This window comes from Amycolatopsis sp. BJA-103, from assembly GCF_002849735.1.
Lineage (GTDB): Bacteria > Actinomycetota > Actinomycetes > Mycobacteriales > Pseudonocardiaceae > Amycolatopsis.
Genome location: NZ_CP017780.1, coordinates 8,181,231 through 8,198,841 on the forward strand (window position 1 = coordinate 8,181,231; position 17,611 = coordinate 8,198,841).

Sequence of the window (17,611 nt, forward strand, 5' to 3'; positions counted from 1 at the left end):
GCATCCCGCCGATCAGGATCACGTGCGCCACCAGCGAAAGCCGCTGCGCGACGCCGACCGGGAAGATGTCGGTCAGCGTCATGAAGAACGGGATGTCGGACAGGCGCACGAAGATGAAGGTGAGCCCGAAGACGATCAGCCCCGCCGCGCTGCCCCAGGCCAGGCGGCCGACCTGCCTGGCCGCGGGGGTGCCGCGCAGGTTGTCGCGGAGGGTGAATCCGGCGGCGGGCAGGCTGAGGAACGCGATGAGACACGCGTACAGGTGGATCTCGCCGCTGACCGGGTCCGGGTATTCGGGGTAGCTCGCGGGGAAGATCGCGGCCGCCGCCAGCCCCAGTGACCACAGCACGAACAGCAGTTTCGTGGTGCGGCTGAGCGGGATCCCGGCCGCGGCCAGCGCGCCGAGCGCGGTGAGCGAGCCGATGGACAGGGAGAGCACGCTGGCCCCGAGCATGCCCGTGCCGCGGTCGACGTAGGCGTAGCTGGACAGCGTGTCGAAAACCGGATCGCGTGAGCTGATCAGATGCAGCACGACCATGGTGACCAACGCCCAGCCGATGGCCGCGCCCGACGCGATCAGCCAAGGCTTGGCCCGCGATCTCTCCCCAGGGAACGTCATGCGTCCAGCGTGCTCGCGAGGCCGCGGATTTCCGATCCGGGAAGCCCCCGGTTTTACCCTGGGGCTAACCCTAACTCGACCACTACCAGTAGCTGGTCATCGTGCCTTTTCGCCCGGGGCCAGCGTTCGCCGTCCGGGTCCTGTTTCTCCGCCGTGCGCACCGCGTCGAGGACCGCGTCCGGACCACGCTTCCGGCTCATGGCGAGGACTTCGGGCCAGCCGAACAGGCCGTACTCGTCGACGCCGATCGCGACACCGTCCGTCGCCAGCAGGAGGGCTTCGACCTCCGAGCGCGGCCAGCTGCGGCGCACGGCTTCCGTGGCGGCTTTCGGCTCCGCCTCGGCGACCCAGAAGCCACCCGGCGCGTTGCGTTTCGCGCGGACGTCGGCCCCGGTGCGGAGCTGGCCACTGTCGCGCAGCGTGGCCAGCCTGTCGTCGGTGAGCGGGTCGGCGCCGGAAGGCCCGAAGGCGATGATGGGGCTGTCGGCGAGCACCAGTCCGTCGACGGTGTCGTCCGTCCAGCGCGCGATCGAGACCGTGCTCGATGGCGAGTGCCCCGGTTCGAGACCTTCGCGCCGGGCGACGTCGGCGATCGACCCGGCCAGCAGTGCCGCGAGATCCGCCTCTGGTTCAGCGCTCAGCGCCTGCGAAAGGCTGCGCACGAGCAGGCTCGCGTACCAGCCACCGGGTGGCAGATCCGGATGCGGCGAGGTCGCCCCGTCGAGGATCACCACGGCGTTGTCGAGTACGGCGACGTGGTCTTCGGTCGGGCGCGCTGCTCCGTCCGCGCCTACTCCGTCCCTTTCCGCCACTGCGATTTCGGCCATGTCCCCGACCCTAACTGTCAACTGAGGTTGACGTAGGCGTCATGTCAACGTAGGTTGACATCATGACCGAAGCGACAGATCTGGCCGCGCGAGCCGGTGACCGTGATCCCCGGGTGGGGTTGCGCGCCGTCGCCGCTTTGCGCCGGCTGTTGGAACAACTCGAGGCCGTGCAGGTCCGCAGCGCGCGGGTGCACGGCTGGTCCTGGCAGGAGATCGCGGCCGAGCTGGGGGTCAGCAGGCAAGCGGTGCACAAGAAGTACGGGAGGCACTGATGTTCGAACGGTTCACCACCGAACTCCGCGAGGTCGTCATCGGGGCTCAGCGCGTCGCGTCGGACGAGGCCGCCTCGAACGTCGACCCGTTGCACCTGCTGACGTCACTCGCCCGGCACACAGGCGTGCTCACCACGCTGGGCTGCCCGGCGGACGAGCTGGCCGACGACCTCCGCCGCGTCCGCCGCCGCGGCGGGATGAGCGACGCCGATGTCGAAGCGCTGAGCGGGTTCGGCATCGACGTCGAGCACATCGTCGAGCGGGTCGAGCAGACTCACGGGCCCGGCGCGCTGACCGGGGGGCAGCGCGGCGGGCGAGGCCATCGGCCGTTCACGCAGGAGGCGAAGAAGCTGCTGGAGAAGAGCCTTCGCGAAGCCATCGATGTCGGCGACAAGCGGATCGAGGCCGAGCACCTCCTGCTCGCGCTGACCGCCGTTCCCGGCCCGGCGGCCGACGTCCTCGCGCAGCGGGGCATCGGCTACCTCGCCGTCCGGCGCCTGCTGGAGCAGCGGGCGGCCAGCTAGCGGGGGCTGAAGGACGCTTTCCCCGCATGTCATGCGGGGAAAGCGCCCTTCGCCGCGTGCGACGCGGGGAAAGTCCCCTTCAGCTCCGTGCGCGCTCGCGCCAGACGACGTACGGCAGGAACGCCTGCGTCAGCGGTCCGATGGCGAGCGCGTAGAGGATCGTGCCGACGCCGACCGTGCCGCCGAGCAGCCAGCCCGCGGCGAGGACGGTGATCTCGATGAGGGTCCGGACGAGGCGGATCGACCTGCCCGTCCGGGCCGCGAGACCGGTCATCAGCCCGTCGCGGGGGCCGGGCCCGAGCCGCGCGCCGACGTAGATCGCGGCGGCGAGACCGTTGAGCACGACGCCGGCGACCAGGTTGACGATCTGCCAGCCGAGGACGTGCTGGTCGGGCAGGAAGATCCGCACGAGGTCCACGGTGAGCGAGATGACCACGATGTTGGCGGCGGTGCCGATGCCGGGCCGCTGCCGCAGGGGGATCCACAGCAGCAGCACCAGGACCGACGCGATCGCGGTGACCGTGCCGAACGACAGGCCGGTGATCTTCATCAGGCCTTCGTGCAGCACGTCCCACGGGTCGAGGCCGAGGCCCGACCTGGTCAGCATGGCCATGCTGGCGCCGTAGAGGGCCAGCCCGCCGACGAGCTGGATCGAGCGGCGGGTGGTGTCTTGGGAGATGCCGACGGGGCGGAGATCGAGTGTAAGTGCCACGAATGCACCATCAGGGGTAGGTGGCTATCTTGACCATGACCAATCTGGAACAATTGGTCTTATGGAACCGCTGATCCCGCTGACTGGACGCGTTTCGGGCCTAAAATTGGCCACTTTGCTGGGAAGTTGGCGGCAGAGTGGTTCTCGACACGGTGCCGCGGATCTCGCGGCGGCGGTCGAGCTGCTGGTCCTCGACGGCAGGCTGCCGCTCGGCACGAAACTCCCGGCCGAACGGGAGCTCGCCGAAGCGCTGGAAGTCAGCCGCACGCTGATCGGTGCCGCGCTGGACAAGCTGCGGGCCGACGGGCTGGTCGCCAGCCGTCGCGGGGCGGGCTCCTGGATCGCGGCTCCCGGCGGGCGCGGGCGGGACGCGATCCTGCCGTCCGGGGAGGACCTGATCGACCTCGCCCAGGCCTGTCCGCCCGCCATCGCCGGTCTGGTCCCCGCCGTGGACGCCGCGCGGAAGGCGCTGGTGGATCACCTCGGCGAGAACGGCTATCACGTACGCGGGCTGCGGGTCCTGCGCGAGCGGATCGCCCGCCGCTACACCGACCGCGGCCTGCCGACCAACGCCGATCAGGTGATGATCACCAACGGCGCGCACCACGCGTTCGTGCAGGTCCTGCGCATGCTGGCCGGTCCGGGTGACCGGGTGCTGGTCGAGCAGCCGACGTATCCGAACGCCCTCGAAGCCATCGCCGCGGCGCACGCCATCCCGGTCCCGGTGCCGCTCGATCCGGCCACCGGCTGGGACATCGTCGGGATCGAGGCCGCGCTGCGGCAATCCGCGCCGAGGCTCGCGTACTTCGTCGCGGACTTCCAGAACCCGACCGGCCTGCGCCTGGACGCCGTCGGCAGGGAGCGGCTCGCGGCCGCGCTGAGCCGCGCGCGGACGCCGGCGATCATCGACGAGACGCTGGTCGAACTGGATCTCGAAGGCGATCCCGCCGACGGGCCGCCGCCGCTGGGCGCGTTCGCGGGCGATCTCGGCATCACGATCGGCTCGGCGTCGAAATCGCATTGGGCCGGGCTGCGGCTCGGCTGGATCCGCGCTTCGGAGGACGTCATCGGCAGGCTGGTCGCGGCCCGTTTCGCCGTCGACCTGGGGTCCCCGGTCTTCGAGCAACTGGTCCTCGCCGAGCTGCTCGACGACGGCGGGGCCGCGCTGGCGCACCGTCGCGACGAGACGCTGGCCCTGCGCGACGCGCTGACCGGGGCGCTGAACTGGTACTGCCCCGAGTGGACGTTCACCGTGCCGCCCGGCGGGCTTTCGCTCTGGTGCCGTCTTCCGGAGCCGATGAGCACGCGCCTGGCCGTCGCGGCGGCGGGACACGGGGTGCAGGTGGCGCCGGGCTCGCGTTTCGGGGTCCACGGTGGACTGGAGCGCTGGCTGCGGCTGCCGTACGCGCTCCCGGCGGACAGGCTCTTCGAGGCCGTGCGGCGGCTGGGCGCGGCCGCCGCCACGGTGGCCGCCACTCCGGCCACGGCAGCTCCCGTGGCCGTCCAGGTCACCTGATGGGAAAACGGAAATAGCCGGTGCGCCGGCGGGGCGGCCGATGCTCCAGGGAGGGCATCGGCGCCGCACGACCAGCGCACCGGCTATCCGGCCCGCCCCGAGACCGGAATCTCGGGACGGGCACCGCGGCGGTTACCCGGCACAGCCCCTCGACGTGCCGGGAACCGCCCGCGGTTCAGGTGGTCTTCGAGCTTGGCCGGCTCCTGCTCGGCGCGGTGAGCAGAAGCCCCCGAAGTCCACCCGGTGCTGGTCCCGGCGCCGCCCCAGGGGCAGTGCGGCGCCGGGGCCGGGATCCGAACCGGCCGGGCGCGGTCGGCCGTTCGGGAAGACAAGGGGTTACCTGAACGAGGGCAGGCGAAAGCGACTTCTGCCAGGGATTTCAGCGGACGTCGAAAACCGAAGTTGATCTTGGTTTGGACGTGGTTCTCCCCGGCGACCCGGTCAGGTCAGTCGGGGGAGGTGGTGGGAAGCGCGGCTTCCCGGCCGGTGCGCTCGCCTTCGTGATCGCAGCCTGCTCCGAGGAGTTTCAGCTGCGTGGCGGGGATTCCGGCGTCGAGCACGGCGAGCGGCCCGCGGCCGCCGCCGGAGTGGTCGTGCCCGGGCTGGGCGCTCGTCGTGGGCGCGAGCGGGGCCACGGGGGCGTTCGGCAGGCCACCGCCGCCGCCCGAACCGCCGCCGTCCGGGGACGCGTGCGTGTCGGATTCGGCGGGCGCGGGCGGAGCGGGCTGGGCGTCGTCGAGCTTGACCCGGAGCGGCAGGACGACGCGGTGGCTCTGGGGCGCCGCCGCCGGAGCGGGCGTTTCGGCGGGGACGAACGGACGCGGGTCCGGGGTGATCGGCGCGGGCGCGTTCGTCGCGATGTTCTCGGCCGGGACGGCGATGGTGACCGAGCCGCTCGCCGACTCACCCGAGCCGCCGCCGAAGACGGGGTCGAGCATGTCGCCGGTACCCGGCAGGATCACCGGGGGACCCGCCCCGCAGCACGGATTCGGCGTGACGATCGGCGCGACGACATGTTCGCCGATTCCGCCGACGACCCCGCCGACGGTTTCGACGACGCCGCCGACCGTGTTCGTGACGAGGTCCAGCACGCCGCCGATGAGGCCGCCCAGCAAACCGTTGGCGGCCTGGGGCTTCGCGGTCTTCTTCTCCGGCTCCGGCGAAGAAGACTTCTCGAGGGAACTCGCACTCGAAACGGCCTTGTCCTCGACGGTGGCCTCAGGCTCCTCGCTCGAAGCGGGAGCGGGCTCTTCCTTCGGGGTTTCGGGCTTCGGGGTTTCGGTGCTTTCAACGGGTTTCGTGGTTTCGGCCGAGCCGGAGTCCGAAGTGGACTCCTTAGGCGTGGTCGACTTCCCGGATTCGGGCTGGACCACCGAGGTCTCCGGCGTCACGGGGGTCTGCTCGTCGGCCGAAGCCGGAGTGCTCAAGACCGCGCCGAGGATCCAGCCGGTGAGCGCGAGCCCGCCCGCGAAGAGGATTCGCGCGCCGGTTTTCGGGGCCCTGAGACCACGACGGGGTACGACTGCCGCACCACTCACAGCAATCACCACCGTCCGCGCCTGAAACCCACGTTTTCCGCGTGAGTTCGATCTTGCTTGGGGTCTCTTCCGGTCAGGTCGCAGTTCCCCCGGGGCTGCACCAGTTTTAGCACCGGAGGGGAGTGTTTCACCTCTGCCGCCGCTGATCCAGCCCGTTAGGCGGAACGACGCAACCGGCTCCGGTGCATGGAGTACCGAAGTTGATCACTCTCGGTGTGTGCCCGGCGGCCATCCGGGCACGGGTGGAACTACTCAAATACTCGGTGACCTGACCTTTTCCGGATCCCCGCTGCGGTGCGTGCCGTCAAAGTCGCGTTCGGTGATCGAGGTGGCGGACGCGAGCCGCCGGGACGGGAGAGTCCGCGATGTGGGACGTGAACGCGGTGTCGGCGGCGGTGCTCGGGGTGCTGAAGACCTATCGCCTGAGCGAAGCCGACGCCAGGGACGTCTGTCAGGACGCTTGGCTGGACCTGCTCCGCGCGCCGGGCGCGCTGCGTGACGAAGCGAAGCTCCGGGCCTGGCTGACGACCACCGCGCGGCGCCGCGCGCTCCGGATGATCACCAGGAACAGGCGCGAAACGCCGCGTCCCCTCCCGGGACTGGAAACGACCCCGGAGACCGAGGTCGTCCGGGCCGCCCGCGACCGCGCGCTGTGGGCGGCGGTCGATCGCCTGCCGGACGTGCACCGGCGGCTGATGTGGCTGCTCGCCCACCGGCCGGAGCTGTCCTACGTCCAGCTCGCCGGGGAACTGGGGATCAGCCCGGCCAGCGTGGGCAGGGTGCGAAGACGGTGTCTGGACCGGCTCAAGCGTGCGCTGGAAGTCGGCGGCTGGAGCTGAACATCGGACGAGTCACCGGAGTTTGCGTAATCGGGTGACCGCTTCGTCGATGACCTCGTTGCGCTTGCAGAACGCGAAACGCAGGAGGTGTTTCCACTCTTCCGGGTGATCGGTGAACACCTTTACGGGCACGGCCGCCACGCCCACCCGTTCGGGGAGTTCCCAAGCCAGTTCCGCGGCGTCGTCGAAGCCGAGCGGGCGGACGTCGACGCAGATGAAGTACGTCCCGGCGGTCGGCCGGACCGCGAAGCCCGCCTCCGCGAGGCCCGCGGCGAGCCGGTCCCGCTTGCCCTGCAGGCTCGTGCGCAGCTCTTCGGCCCACGGCAGTTCGTGGTCCAGCGCGTGCGCGACGGCCGGTTGCAACGGTCCGCCCGAGACGAAGGTGATGAACTGCTTCGCCGCCTTCACCGCCGCGACCAGCTCGGGGCTCGCGCAGACCCAGCCGATCTTCCAGCCGGTGCAGTTGAACGTCTTGCCCGCGCTGGAGATCGAGACCGTGCGGTCCCGCATGCCGGGCAGGGTCGCGAGCGGGGTGTGCTCGGCGTCGTCGAAGACCAGGTGCTCGTACACCTCGTCGGTGATCGCGATCAGGTCGTGCGTCACGCAGAGCGCGGCGACGGCTTCCAGTTCGGCGCGCGTGAACACCGTGCCGGTCGGGTTGTGCGGCGAGTTGATCAGGATCGCCCTGGTCCGATCGGTCACCGCGGCCCGCAGACCCTCGAGGTCCAGCGCGAACCGGCCGTCACGCTCCACCAGGCCGACGACGCGGCGTTCCGCGCCCGCCATGGCGACGGCGGCCGCGTACGAGTCGTAGTACGGCTCGATGACGATGACCTCGTCGCCGGCCTGCGTCAGCGCGATGAGCGACGCCGCGATGGCCTCGGTGGCCCCGGCGGTGACCAGGATCTCCGTGTCGGGGTCGTACTCGACGCCGTAGCGGCGGCGGTGCCGCGCGATCGCCGCGCGCAGCTCCGGGCGTCCCGGCCCCGGCGGGTACTGGTTCGCGCCCCCGAACAGCGCGTTCTTGGCGGCGTCGAGCATTCCGGCGGGCCCGTCGGTGTCGGGAAAACCCTGGCCGAGGTTGACGGCTTCGTGGCGGACGGCCAGTGCCGTCATCTCCGCGAAGATGGTCGACGTGAAGGGCTGGAGGCGGGGTACGAGGACAGGTTCGCGCACGATCAGCCATCCTCACGGACAATGGCCCTGTGGAGCAACTGACGCCCGCCAAGGTGACCCCAGCCGATCCGCCCGGTGGAACCGCCGCCGAGGAGGAGAAGAGCCGCGGCCTGCGCAAGATGAAGATGGTCGCGCTGTCGTTCCTGCTCGGTGCGACGGTGATCTTCCTGCTGACCAGCTGGGCCGAGGCCGCGGGCTGGCCGGGCTGGGTCGGCTACGTCCGCGCCGCCGCCGAAGCCGGGATGGTCGGCGCGCTCGCCGACTGGTTCGCGGTGACCGCGCTGTTCCGGCATCCGCTGGGGATCAAGATCCCGCACACCGCGATCATCCCGAACAAGAAGGACGCGCTGGGCAGCAGCCTCGGCGACTTCGTCGGCTCGAACTTCCTGTCCGAGTCGGTGATCCGCGAGAAGCTGAGCCGGGTCGAGGTTTCGAAGCGGCTCGGCGGGTGGCTTTCGCAGCCGCAGAACGCCGAACGCGTGACGTCCGAACTGGCCACCGTCGTCCGGGCCGCGGTCAAGGTACTCCGCGACGAGGACGTCCAGGCGATCATGGAACAGGCCGTGGTCAAGCGGATCGTGGACAAGCCGTGGGGCCCGCCGCTCGGCAAGATCCTGGAAGGCGTGTTCGCCGACGGGGCGCACCACAAGCTGGTGGACCTGATGTGCGACCGCGCCTACGAATGGGTGCGGGACAACCACACGACGATGCTGCGCGTGGTCTCGGACCGGGCGCCGAGCTGGTCGCCGAAGTTCGTCGACGAGATGCTCGCGGACAAGGTCTACGGCGAGGTGCTGTCCTTCGTGTGGGCGGTGAAGACCGACGTCAACCACCCGATGCGGCTGGCGGTGGACAAGTTCCTCGGTGAGTTCGCCCTCGACCTGCAGACCAACCCCGAGGTGATGGCGCGCGCCGAGCAGGTCAAGTCCCAGATGCTGGGGCACGACGAGGTGCAGAAGCTGATCGGCTCGGCATGGGCGACGGCGAAGGACATGCTCCTCACCGCCGCCGAGGACCCGTCGAGCGAGCTGCGGCGCCGGGTGCGCACCGGACTCGAGGCACTGGGCGAGCGACTGGTCTCCGACGACCACATCCGGTCCAAGGTGGACAACTGGGTGGAGGGCGCGGCGGCCTATCTGGTCACCAACTACTCCCGCGAGATCACCGGGATCATCACCGACACCGTGGAGCGCTGGGACGCCGAGGAGACCTCGCGCAAGATCGAGCTCCAGGTGGGCCGGGATCTGCAGTTCATCCGGATCAACGGCACGGTGGTCGGTGCGCTCGCCGGTCTGGTCATCTACGCGGTCGCGCAGCTGCTCTTCTGAGCGGCGGCACCTATACCACACTCCGGAGGCCCTTCCGGGAGTTGTCCACAGGAAGTGGAGTCATCCCCAGGGTTATCCACAGCTTTTCACGTCTTTGGCCTAACGGTGTGCACAACCCCTGGGGGTAACTCGGGGGTGGGTGACCCCAGAAGTTGTGGTCGCGTGGGTACGAGGACGGGAGCTGAAGGGGCCTTTCCCCGCATGCGATGGGGTGAAAGCGCCCTTCGCCGCGTGACATGCGGGGAAAGGCCCCTTCAGCTCAGGTCGAGACGTCCGCCGTCCGCGCCCGCCAGGCCCGCGCCTTCTCCCGGTTCCCGCACGACCGCATCGAGCACCACGTCCGCGACCGGTTCCGCGACTCGTCGTAGAAGGCCCACAGGCAGTCGTCCGCCGGGCAGATCTTGAGCCGGACCCACTCGCCGAGCACGGTCAGCCGGGTCGACGCGGCCATCACCGCTTCGCTGACCGATTCCGCGACCAGGAGCGGGCCTTCCGGGCCGAGGACGATCTCCGCCGGCACGCGCAGGCCGAGCCGGGGCAGCCGCGGGTCGCCGATCGCCGAACGCAGCGCGTCCCGGGTTTCGCGCGCGGCCGCGGGGGTGTCCGCGCGCAGCCGGTGATCGCGGGCCCAGCGTTGCCAGGTCTCCGGATCGTCCAGGAGGTCGGTGCCGCGTTCGACGTTCACCGTGTTCAGAAACTCGACCACCAGGGACGCGTCGGTGTTCACCTCGCCCAGTGTACGGGCGAGACCTGTTGTCATCGGCTCCGATAACCCGCATACTCTCTTCGCTGGTTACTCGATGATCGTGGAGGCTGAACCATGGGAGCGGTACCGACCTTCGGCGCGGTGGCCCTCGACTGCCCGGATCCGGTCGCGCTGGCGGAGTTCTACCGCGAGCTGCTCGACTGGAAGGCGGCCGAGGTCGCCACGGACGGCCATTGGGTGACGCTGCGGAACCCCGAGGGCGGCGCGCGGCTCTCGTTCCAGCGCGTCCCGGACTACCGCCCGCCCGCGTGGCCGTCGGCGGAGAACCCGCAGCAGGCGCACGTCGACCTCGACGTCACCGACCTCGAAGCCGGTCACGAGCGCGCGCTGGCCATCGGCGCGAAGCTGCTCGACGACTCTCCGGAGACCTTCCGGGTCTACGCGGATCCGGCCGGACACCCGTTTTGCCTGTGCGCCTGCTGACCTCGGACGCGAAAAATGCGTAATCTCTGATACGTGATTTGTCCGAAGTGCCAGAACGCCATGAAGACCGTCGACAAGAACGGTGTCCACATCGACCAGTGCCAGGGATGCCGCGGCATCTTCCTGGACAGGGGCGAGCTGGAAGCCATCGCCGGTGCCGAGAACTCGTACTACGGCGGGCACCAGCCTCCGCCGTACCAGGGAGGTGGGCACGCGCCGGCTCCGCACTACGGCCGTCCGGACTCCCCGCGGCCGCACCGCGGCGGGTACTCCGACTCGCCGAAGGGCTACCGGGGCGGCTACGCCGACTCGCCCAAGGGGTACCGCGGCCACGCCGACTCCCCGCACGGCTACGGCCACCAAGGCAAGCGTCGTAAGGGTGGCTTCCTCGAGGGCCTCTTCGACTGACCGTGGTCCTCGATCTCAAGATCTGCCCGGCCTGCGGCGATCGCGCCGAACGGCCACAAGTCGAGAGCGGGCTGCTGGTGTGCGCGGAATGCGCGCACCGGTGGCCGTTCCGGCGGCTCCCGTTGTTCGCGCTGACAGGGCCGAGCGGGGCGGGGAAGTCCACGGTCGGGCCGCGGCTGGCGGAACGGCTCGGCGACCTCGCGCTCGTGGTCGAGCAGGACGTGTTGTGGACAGGGGCGTTGCGCGACGACGTCCCCGGCCATCCCGCGTTCCGGTCGACCTGGCTGCGGATGGCGGCGATGCTGCACCAGAACGGTCGCCCGGTCGTGCTCTGCGGCACCGTCGCGCCGCCCGAGTTCGAGCAGTTGCCCGAGCGCGTCTTCTTCTCCGACATCCACTATCTGGCGCTCGTCAGCGAGCCCGACGCGCTGCGCAAGCGCTTGCTGGCGCGGCCCGCCTGGCGGGAGTGGGACGAGGAGCGGGTCGAGGAGATGCTGGAGTTCAACGAGTGGCTGCAACGGGAAGCGCCGTCGCTCGATCCGCCGGTCGAGTTGTTCGACACCACCCACATCCCGGTGGACGTCGCCGTCGATCATGTGGAGATGTGGGTGCGCGGCCTGCTTTCACGGTCGTAGCGGTTTCAGGGACGTAGCGGCCAAGTCCTGCCTTCGGGGGAATCCAGCCAGATCACCTGGTCGTCCCCGTCGAGGCTGAGCCCGAACCGGTCCCGCCACGGCTGACCGAGTTCGAGCCATTCCTCTTGCGCGCTTTCGACGAGCTCCCACAGCCGTCGCGGGCCGCCCTCGGCCACTTCGTACTCGCGGTCCGACTGCCGATGCCGGACCCAGGAGCCGTCCGCATGGACCAGCGCGGTGTTCTGGCCGTCCCGTAAGGCCGTCACGCCGGGAAGCTGGAGCCCGGCGAAGAACTCGAAGCGGCTGCGGACTTCGGTGATGACTCCCATCGGCAGCCGGGTCGGCCGCCAGGCGACGTCGCCGTCCGGCACCTTCGACGGCCTGAACCGGTGTGCGCGCAGCGGCATGAAGCGACCGTCGCGGCCGAGCACGCGCCCTTGTCCCGTCGCGCCTTCGCCCGCGACGATCCGGACGAGCCCGCCGCCGATCGGCCGGTTCAGCGTGGTGACGATCAGCCCGCCCGGAACGGTCTGCTCCAGCCACGCGGGCGGGATCGACGACACCGAGCACGTGCACAGCACCCGGTCGTAGAGGACGCCCGCCGGGAAGCCGTCGGCTCCGTCGGACGCGGCGCACGAAGGCGCGTACCCGGCCTCCGCGAGCCGCTCGCGCGCGGCGTCGACCAGTTCCGGGTCGATGTCCACTGTGTACACGAGCCCGGAGCCGAGCCGATGGCACAGCAAGGCGGCGTTGTACCCGGTGCCCGTGCCGATCTCCAGCACGCGGTGCCCGTCGGCGACCCGGAGCTCTTCGAGCATGATCGCCATGATCGACGGCTGGCTGGACGAACTCGTCGGCGTTCCCGGCTGCGCGCCCAGATAGCGCGCCCGTTCCCAGAGTCCCGAATCGTCGTCGAGCTGGATGACCAGCACTTCGGGTGAGTAGGCGCGCCTGAGCCATTCTTCGTCGCCGTTCTCCACCGCGGCCCAGCCGTTCGCCGCCGGGACGAAGAACCGCGGCAGGAAGACGTGCCTCGGCACGGTGCGGAACGCGGTCATCCAGCGCGCGTCGTGCAGTACGCCCTCGGCGAGCAGATGCTCGACGAGGCGCCGCCGCAGCCGCGTCGCGTTCGACATCCCTCCACCGTAATCCTTCATGTCGCAGCGGGGTGAGCACCAACACACCCGATGGTTGCAAGCAGAGTGCTTGCAATAGCTAGCACTCGCGCGTAGCGTTGAAGACGTCGCGAGGAGGTGACCGATGTCAGACACCAACCGGGATCAGCCCCCGTCGGGCGGACCGATGGAGAAGGTCGCGGACATCGCTTCCGACATCGGCGAGTACATCCGCCAGCAGCGCAGCACGGCGAAGATCTCCTTGCGGCAGCTGTCGAAACTCGCCGGCGTGTCCAATCCGTACTTGAGTCAGATCGAGCGCGGGGTCCGCAAACCCAGCGCGGAGATCCTGCAGCAGATCGCCAAGGGCCTGCGTATTTCGGCCGAGGCGCTCTACGTGCAAGCGGGAATCCTCGATCTGCCGACGGGCGGCCCGGTCGGCGACTCGATCCGCGCCGACACCGAGTTGACCGAGCGGCAGAAGCAGGTCCTGCTCGACGTCTACGAATCGTTCCGCCGCGAGAACGCCGCCGCGAAGCCCCCGCGGGCGGAAACCACAGTCCAAGCCGAAACCGAGGAGTCAGCATGACCACGGCCACGACCACCAAGACCGACCGCAAGAACACCGCCCTCGACCAGTTCCGCACGCCGCTGCTCGCCGCGCTGGGTGCCGGGAACCTGGCGGGCCAGGCCGTCATCGACGCCGTCGGCAAGGCTCGCGAGAAGGTCGTCGAGGGTGGCGAGACCGCTCGCAAGAACATCGAAGAGCTCCCGCACGACGTCGAGGGCCTCCGCGAGAAGCTGGACCCGGCCGAGCTGCGCAAGGTCATCGACGAGTACACCGAAGCCGCGCTGAAGCTGTACAACAAGCTGGCCGAGTCCGGTGAGCAGGCGTGGGACAAGATCGCCGCGCAGCCGCAGGTCAAGAAGGCCATCGAGCAGCTCGAGGACGCGACCGCGGACACCCGTGAGCGCATCGACACCGTGCTCGGCAAGGTCACCAAGGGCACCCGCTCGGTGGGCGAGAAGACCGCCCGCAGGGTGACCGAGGTCGCGGGCGAGATCGCCGACGAGGTCGAGGAGATCGGCGACGACCTCGCGCACGAGACCCGTTCGGCTTCGCGCAAGGTCGCCAACAAGACCGCGCCGAAGACCACGGCCCCCGTGCGCCGCACCACCACCAGCCCGGTCGCCAAGAAGCCGGCCACCGCGCCGAAGACGACCGAGAAGTAAAGCTCTCCGCGTGAAGTCCAGGGCCCCTGGCACCGGTTCCGGTGCCAGGGGCCCGGGTCATTCGCCCGGTTTGACGTAAGCTGACTTCGTGTTCGTTGCCACCTGGATCCTCATCGCCATCCATTGGGGCGGCGCATTGACCGGGCTGTTCGCTTTCGTTAATGCGCTGAGGCAGCGCTCGGACGCGTATTCGGCCGCCGACCGCAAGACCAAGCCCATCTGGATGCTCATCACCGGCGGGGCCACCGTGGTGCTGACCCTCTTCGAGTTCTACGGCGGCGGCATGATCCTGTGGCTGCCCGCGCTGGTCGCGGTCCTGGTCTACCTCGTGGACGTCCGCCCCAAGCTCATCGAGGTCCAGCGGGGCGGCCGCAACTGGTGACCGCGGTGGCTATCGTGGCGCTGTGACTACCTGGACCATCGCCGGAAGCCTCACCGTCGTCCCCGCCCTCTCCCGCCCGGACCTCGTCGCCGAGCCCGTCGCCAAGGCGCTCGCCTCCCTCTCCGACCCTGATTCCGTCGGGGTCGTGGAGATCGACGCGGATCTGGCCGACACCGCCGCCTTCTGCGAGGCGTACGGCTCACCGCTGTCGGCGTCCGCGAACTGTGTCGTGGTCGCGGGCAAACGCGCCGGCGAGGTCCGCTTCGCCGCCGCGATGATCCTCGCCACCACCCGCGCCGACGTGAACGGCGTGATCAAGCGCCGCCTCGACGTGCGCAAGGCGTCCTTCGCCCCGATGGACGAGGCCGTCTCGCTCACCGGCATGGAGTACGGCGGCATCACCCCGGTCGGCCTGCCCGAGGGCTGGCCGATCCTGATCGACCAGCGCGTCGCGGACGAACCCGAACTGGTCATCGGCAGCGGGATCCGCGGCGGCAAGCTGCTGATCTCGGGCGCGACCCTCGCGTCCCTGCCCGGTGCCGAGGTGATCGACGGGCTCGCGCGTCCCGTCGAGTGAGACTGTCCACAAAGGACTTCAAGCTGGCTTCGGCGTTCGAGGCCGAGGTCCTCGAGGTCGATCCCGCGTTGCTGACGAGGCTGGGCGAGAACCGCGCCCGCGTGCTCGGCGCGCTGACCGATCGCCCCGTCTACGGCGTGAACACCGGCATGGGGCGGCTCGCGGGAGTCGCTTCTCCCGCGTCGAGCGCGCACCAGCGGAACCTGCTGATCGGCCGGGCCGTCGGCGGTCCGCCCTGGCTTTCGGCGGAGGAAGTGCGCTGGCTCCTGCTGGTGCGCCTGCGGGATCTGCTCGCGCCGGAGGCGGGCGCGAGCCCGGAGCTGGTGACGTTCCTCGTCGACCGGCTGAACGAGGGGTTCACGCCCGCCGTGCCGAGGACGGGACTGGGCAGCGCCGGCGAGATCATCCCGCTGGCGCATGCCTTCCAGACCTTTCTCGGCGTCGGGACCGTGCTGGTGGACGGCGTCGAGACGCCCGCGTCGGAGGTGCTGGCGAAGCCGTACGAGCCAGGTCTCAAGGAGGGCGCGACCCTCATCCAGGGCTCGCCGCTGGCCGAGACGCTCGCCGCCTTCGCGCTCGTCGAGGCCAGGCGGCTCGTGGACCTGCAGACGCTGGCCGCGGCGATCGCGAGCGACGTTCTCGGTGCGCCGCAAGCGGTCTACCGTCCCGCGCTGGCGGGAGACGATCAGGTTCTCCGCTCGGTGCTTCTCGAAGTGAGCGGACTGATCCACGGGTCCGTCGAACGGCCGGAGGTCGTGCAGGCGCCGGTTTCCGTCCGGGTCGCGCCCCGCGCGATCGCCCATCTGACCCGGGTCACCGCCGAGCTGGACGCGGCCTTGCGGCGCTCGATGCCGACCGACTCGCCGTCTTTCCTGGACGGCGAATTCGTGTCCACGACGGGTTTCCACGCCGTCGAACTCGGGCTGCGGATGGACGCGGTGACGGCGGCGCTGGTGCATCTCGGCGAAGTGAGCGTCCAGCGGACACACCGGTTGCTGGACGAGCGGTTCAGCGGACTGCCCGCACAACTGGCGGCGGATCCGGGACCGCAGGCGGGGCTGGTGCCGCTGCACAAACGCGCGGTGGGGGAGTTGCACGCGTTGCGACGGCTGGCCACACCCGCGACGTTGGGCTCCGTCGACACTTCCGCCGGACAAGAGGACGTGCAGGCGTTCGCCTGGGCGGCGGGGAATCAGCTCCGTGACGCCTGCGCGCGGATGTCCGCCATCACGGCTTGTGACCTGATCACGGGTTCGCAGGCGCGGTGGCTGGCGTCCGGGGACGGGGCGCCAGGACTGCGGCCGGCTTACGGACGGCTGCGGGAGCTGGTGCCGCCGGTGGAGGTGGACCGGGCGTTGGGGCCTGAAGTGACTGCTCTCGTCGCCGCGTTTTCGGCCGGGGAATTTGGGCCGTTCTGACGGCGATTTCGACGTCGTCACTCCTTTAATCTAGGTGGTCCACATTATTTCGAGAATGGGGACACCCATGAATCGTCGAAGACCTGTTCGCGGCACGCTCATGATCTCCATGGTGGTCTTGCTCGTCGCATCGATGACGAGTTTTACGCAAACCGCCGCTCTCGCAACATCTTTGGAGATACTGCGGGAGTCGCCACCGGCGGAGAATCCCCTTCCGGCCACCGACCGGAACATACCCCAGCCGGTCACTTTCGACGAATGTACTCCCAGTCGCCCGAATCCGGCGGACGGGTACTTCAAGAATCGGTTTTCCACCTGTCAGAAGACGCAATTGCGTTATCGGCAATACGCCTGCCCCGAGCCCGGCTGCCAGCTGGTCGGTGAGGCGGTCGTATACGTGGTCGTCACCCGGAACATGGTGCCTTCGCAGCGTCGTGTCGTCATCAGCCACCGGATGCAGTTCTCTTCCATCCACGGCCTGCCCGACACCACGCGGTTCGGCGCCACCATGACGTGCGCCGCGAAGGACACCTCCGGGACCGCGGACTGCGACGTGCCCGAAGCCAAGGTCACGAAGAGCATCGCGGAGTGGAAGGCCAGGCCCGTCGAGGACACGGTGTTCACCATGCGCGGCGAAGACCCTCCGATTTACCAGGACCCGCCGGAGATCCAAGCCGAGAAGCGTACTTGGTACAACCTGGGCCGGACGCTGTTCGTCGAGGGCGAGAACGGCCAGGTGGAGAACGCGCCGCAGCTTTCGACCGAAGCGCGGTGCGACGAGGCCGGCTACGTCCAAGGAAGCAAGTGCGTCTTCCCGAAGCCGGCCCTGTTCGTCGTGGATCTTCACGACCCGGCGATCAGGGACTACGGGCGACTGGTGGCCGACGCGATCCACAGTCCCATCGACAAGTTGTACCCCGGGCCCGCGGAAGGCAGTCACATTCCGGGGTGGTTCGGCGATATCTTGGCGTTGCGCAGTTACCCGCTCACGCGGACCCACCACCAGGCGGCTCAGGACGCGAGCAAGACGCGCTCCGAGTATTACTGCGCGCGGCGGTGGGGCCCGGACTGGCATACCGGTCCGGACGGGTTGGTCCTCAAGTGCGCGGTGTATCCGTTCAACAGCACGAGGGACGGGGCGGGCCACTATCCCGGGCACGGGACCGGGGCGAATCCGTCGTTCGCCGTCCTGCCGCTCCCCGAGCGCACCTTCTCGGCGATGGAGCAGACCGTGAACGACTTCATCGGCCGTCACCACATCCTCGACGGTGACCGCTACTGGATCTGGCTGCTCGAATAGCCA

At 69.6% G+C, this 17,611-nt stretch carries 20 protein-coding genes and 1 pseudogene; 14 read left to right on the top strand and 7 right to left on the bottom strand.

What is annotated here, in order from left to right; translation table 11 throughout:
* Positions 1-70: 70 nt before the first annotated feature.
* Both BKN51_RS36795 and BKN51_RS36800 read right to left on the bottom strand, forming a co-directional pair.
* Positions 71-619 (bottom strand): annotated as a pseudogene (locus BKN51_RS36795) (DUF998 domain-containing protein); the annotation flags it as partial.
* A gap of 53 nt (positions 620-672) precedes the next feature.
* Complete coding sequence (locus tag BKN51_RS36800; protein WP_101611969.1) at positions 673-1,446, bottom strand: protein phosphatase 2C domain-containing protein; 774 nt, start codon at positions 1,444-1,446, stop codon at positions 673-675.
* 62 nt (positions 1,447-1,508) lie between these two features.
* Between BKN51_RS36800 and BKN51_RS36805 the strand changes: the two genes are divergently transcribed.
* The gene (locus BKN51_RS36805) at positions 1,509-1,718 is read left to right on the top strand and encodes a sigma factor-like helix-turn-helix DNA-binding protein (RefSeq protein WP_004559389.1); all 210 of its coding nucleotides are present in this window, start codon (positions 1,509-1,511) and stop codon (positions 1,716-1,718) included.
* Positions 1,718-2,242, top strand: a complete 525-nt coding sequence (locus tag BKN51_RS36810) for a Clp protease N-terminal domain-containing protein (protein WP_101611970.1) — start codon at positions 1,718-1,720, stop codon at positions 2,240-2,242. The genes BKN51_RS36805 and BKN51_RS36810 overlap by 1 nt, the downstream gene beginning before the upstream one ends.
* A gap of 79 nt (positions 2,243-2,321) precedes the next feature.
* Here the strand turns inward: BKN51_RS36810 and yczE are convergent, their stop codons facing one another.
* Entirely contained in the window at positions 2,322-2,954 is a 633-nt protein-coding gene (gene yczE / locus BKN51_RS36815) for a membrane protein YczE (protein ID WP_101611971.1), read from the bottom strand.
* Between the two features lie 61 nt (positions 2,955-3,015).
* Here yczE and yczR point away from each other — a divergent pair, with 61 nt between their 5' ends.
* Positions 3,016-4,470: a MocR-like transcription factor YczR gene (gene yczR, locus BKN51_RS36820; RefSeq protein ID WP_101611972.1), complete on the top strand. Its 1,455-nt coding sequence runs from the start codon at positions 3,016-3,018 to the stop codon at positions 4,468-4,470.
* 446 nt (positions 4,471-4,916) lie between these two features.
* Here the strand turns inward: yczR and BKN51_RS36825 are convergent, their stop codons facing one another.
* Positions 4,917-6,008, bottom strand: a complete 1,092-nt coding sequence (locus tag BKN51_RS36825; RefSeq protein WP_101611973.1) for a hypothetical protein — start codon at positions 6,006-6,008, stop codon at positions 4,917-4,919.
* A gap of 365 nt (positions 6,009-6,373) precedes the next feature.
* Between BKN51_RS36825 and BKN51_RS36830 the strand changes: the two genes are divergently transcribed.
* Positions 6,374-6,847 (top strand): sigma-70 family RNA polymerase sigma factor, encoded by a 474-nt coding sequence (locus BKN51_RS36830; RefSeq protein ID WP_101611974.1) that lies wholly within the window; start codon positions 6,374-6,376, stop codon positions 6,845-6,847.
* A 12-nt stretch (positions 6,848-6,859) separates the two neighbouring features.
* On the opposite strand, the gene BKN51_RS36835 is transcribed toward BKN51_RS36830, so the two are convergent.
* A complete protein-coding gene (locus tag BKN51_RS36835) occupies positions 6,860-8,023 on the bottom strand; it encodes a pyridoxal phosphate-dependent aminotransferase (RefSeq protein ID WP_101611975.1) in 1,164 nt (387 codons plus the stop codon).
* 29 nt (positions 8,024-8,052) lie between these two features.
* Here BKN51_RS36835 and BKN51_RS36840 point away from each other — a divergent pair, with 29 nt between their 5' ends.
* A complete protein-coding gene (locus tag BKN51_RS36840; RefSeq protein ID WP_101611976.1) occupies positions 8,053-9,351 on the top strand; it encodes a DUF445 domain-containing protein in 1,299 nt (432 codons plus the stop codon).
* Positions 9,352-9,610: 259 nt separating this feature from the next.
* On the opposite strand, the gene BKN51_RS36845 is transcribed toward BKN51_RS36840, so the two are convergent.
* The gene (locus BKN51_RS36845; protein ID WP_233223078.1) at positions 9,611-10,078 is read right to left on the bottom strand and encodes a CGNR zinc finger domain-containing protein; all 468 of its coding nucleotides are present in this window, start codon (positions 10,076-10,078) and stop codon (positions 9,611-9,613) included.
* A 93-nt stretch (positions 10,079-10,171) separates the two neighbouring features.
* Between BKN51_RS36845 and BKN51_RS36850 the strand changes: the two genes are divergently transcribed.
* The 3 genes from BKN51_RS36850 to BKN51_RS36860 are packed head-to-tail and all read left to right on the top strand — an operon-like array spanning position 10,172 to position 11,583.
* Entirely contained in the window at positions 10,172-10,540 is a 369-nt protein-coding gene (locus BKN51_RS36850) for a VOC family protein (RefSeq protein WP_101611978.1), read from the top strand.
* Between the two features lie 33 nt (positions 10,541-10,573).
* On the top strand, positions 10,574-10,948 hold the full coding sequence (locus tag BKN51_RS36855) for a TFIIB-type zinc ribbon-containing protein (RefSeq protein ID WP_101611979.1): 375 nt from the start codon (positions 10,574-10,576) through the stop codon (positions 10,946-10,948).
* 2 nt (positions 10,949-10,950) lie between these two features.
* On the top strand, positions 10,951-11,583 hold the full coding sequence (locus BKN51_RS36860) for an AAA family ATPase (protein WP_101611980.1): 633 nt from the start codon (positions 10,951-10,953) through the stop codon (positions 11,581-11,583).
* Positions 11,584-11,588: 5 nt separating this feature from the next.
* Here the strand turns inward: BKN51_RS36860 and BKN51_RS36865 are convergent, their stop codons facing one another.
* Positions 11,589-12,719, bottom strand: a complete 1,131-nt coding sequence (locus BKN51_RS36865) for a methyltransferase domain-containing protein (protein WP_101611981.1) — start codon at positions 12,717-12,719, stop codon at positions 11,589-11,591.
* 166 nt (positions 12,720-12,885) lie between these two features.
* Between BKN51_RS36865 and BKN51_RS36870 the strand changes: the two genes are divergently transcribed.
* The 6 genes from BKN51_RS36870 to BKN51_RS36895 all read left to right on the top strand — a co-directional run bounded on the left by BKN51_RS36870 (position 12,886) and on the right by BKN51_RS36895 (position 17,608).
* Positions 12,886-13,287: a helix-turn-helix domain-containing protein gene (locus BKN51_RS36870; RefSeq protein ID WP_101613678.1), complete on the top strand. Its 402-nt coding sequence runs from the start codon at positions 12,886-12,888 to the stop codon at positions 13,285-13,287.
* Entirely contained in the window at positions 13,284-13,931 is a 648-nt protein-coding gene (locus tag BKN51_RS36875) for a hypothetical protein (RefSeq protein WP_101611982.1), read from the top strand. Before BKN51_RS36870 ends, BKN51_RS36875 begins: the two co-directional genes overlap by 4 nt.
* A gap of 88 nt (positions 13,932-14,019) precedes the next feature.
* Complete coding sequence (locus BKN51_RS36880; protein ID WP_101611983.1) at positions 14,020-14,313, top strand: DUF2516 family protein; 294 nt, start codon at positions 14,020-14,022, stop codon at positions 14,311-14,313.
* A gap of 22 nt (positions 14,314-14,335) precedes the next feature.
* Positions 14,336-14,890, top strand: coding sequence for a YbaK/EbsC family protein (locus BKN51_RS36885; RefSeq protein ID WP_101611984.1), 555 nt, complete (start codon positions 14,336-14,338; stop codon positions 14,888-14,890).
* Positions 14,887-16,308: an aromatic amino acid lyase gene (locus BKN51_RS36890; protein ID WP_101611985.1), complete on the top strand. Its 1,422-nt coding sequence runs from the start codon at positions 14,887-14,889 to the stop codon at positions 16,306-16,308. Before BKN51_RS36885 ends, BKN51_RS36890 begins: the two co-directional genes overlap by 4 nt.
* A 331-nt stretch (positions 16,309-16,639) precedes the next feature.
* Positions 16,640-17,608: a transporter gene (locus BKN51_RS36895; protein WP_233223079.1), complete on the top strand. Its 969-nt coding sequence runs from the start codon at positions 16,640-16,642 to the stop codon at positions 17,606-17,608.
* The last annotated feature ends 3 nt before the right edge of the window (positions 17,609-17,611 follow it).

Excerpts from the sequence above, each read along its gene's own strand:
- BKN51_RS36800 (WP_101611969.1), bottom strand. The coding sequence starts at position 1,446 with ATGGCCGAAATCGCAGTGGCGGAAAGGGACGGAGTAGGCGCGGACGGA.
- BKN51_RS36805 (WP_004559389.1), top strand. The coding sequence starts at position 1,509 with ATGACCGAAGCGACAGATCTGGCCGCGCGAGCCGGTGACCGTGATCCC.
- BKN51_RS36810 (WP_101611970.1), top strand. The coding sequence starts at position 1,718 with ATGTTCGAACGGTTCACCACCGAACTCCGCGAGGTCGTCATCGGGGCT.
- yczR (WP_101611972.1), top strand. The coding sequence starts at position 3,016 with ATGGAACCGCTGATCCCGCTGACTGGACGCGTTTCGGGCCTAAAATTG.
- BKN51_RS36830 (WP_101611974.1), top strand. The coding sequence starts at position 6,374 with ATGTGGGACGTGAACGCGGTGTCGGCGGCGGTGCTCGGGGTGCTGAAG.
- BKN51_RS36850 (WP_101611978.1), top strand. The coding sequence starts at position 10,172 with ATGGGAGCGGTACCGACCTTCGGCGCGGTGGCCCTCGACTGCCCGGAT.
- BKN51_RS36865 (WP_101611981.1), bottom strand. The coding sequence starts at position 12,719 with ATGTCGAACGCGACGCGGCTGCGGCGGCGCCTCGTCGAGCATCTGCTC.
- BKN51_RS36870 (WP_101613678.1), top strand. The coding sequence starts at position 12,886 with ATGGAGAAGGTCGCGGACATCGCTTCCGACATCGGCGAGTACATCCGC.
- BKN51_RS36875 (WP_101611982.1), top strand. The coding sequence starts at position 13,284 with ATGACCACGGCCACGACCACCAAGACCGACCGCAAGAACACCGCCCTC.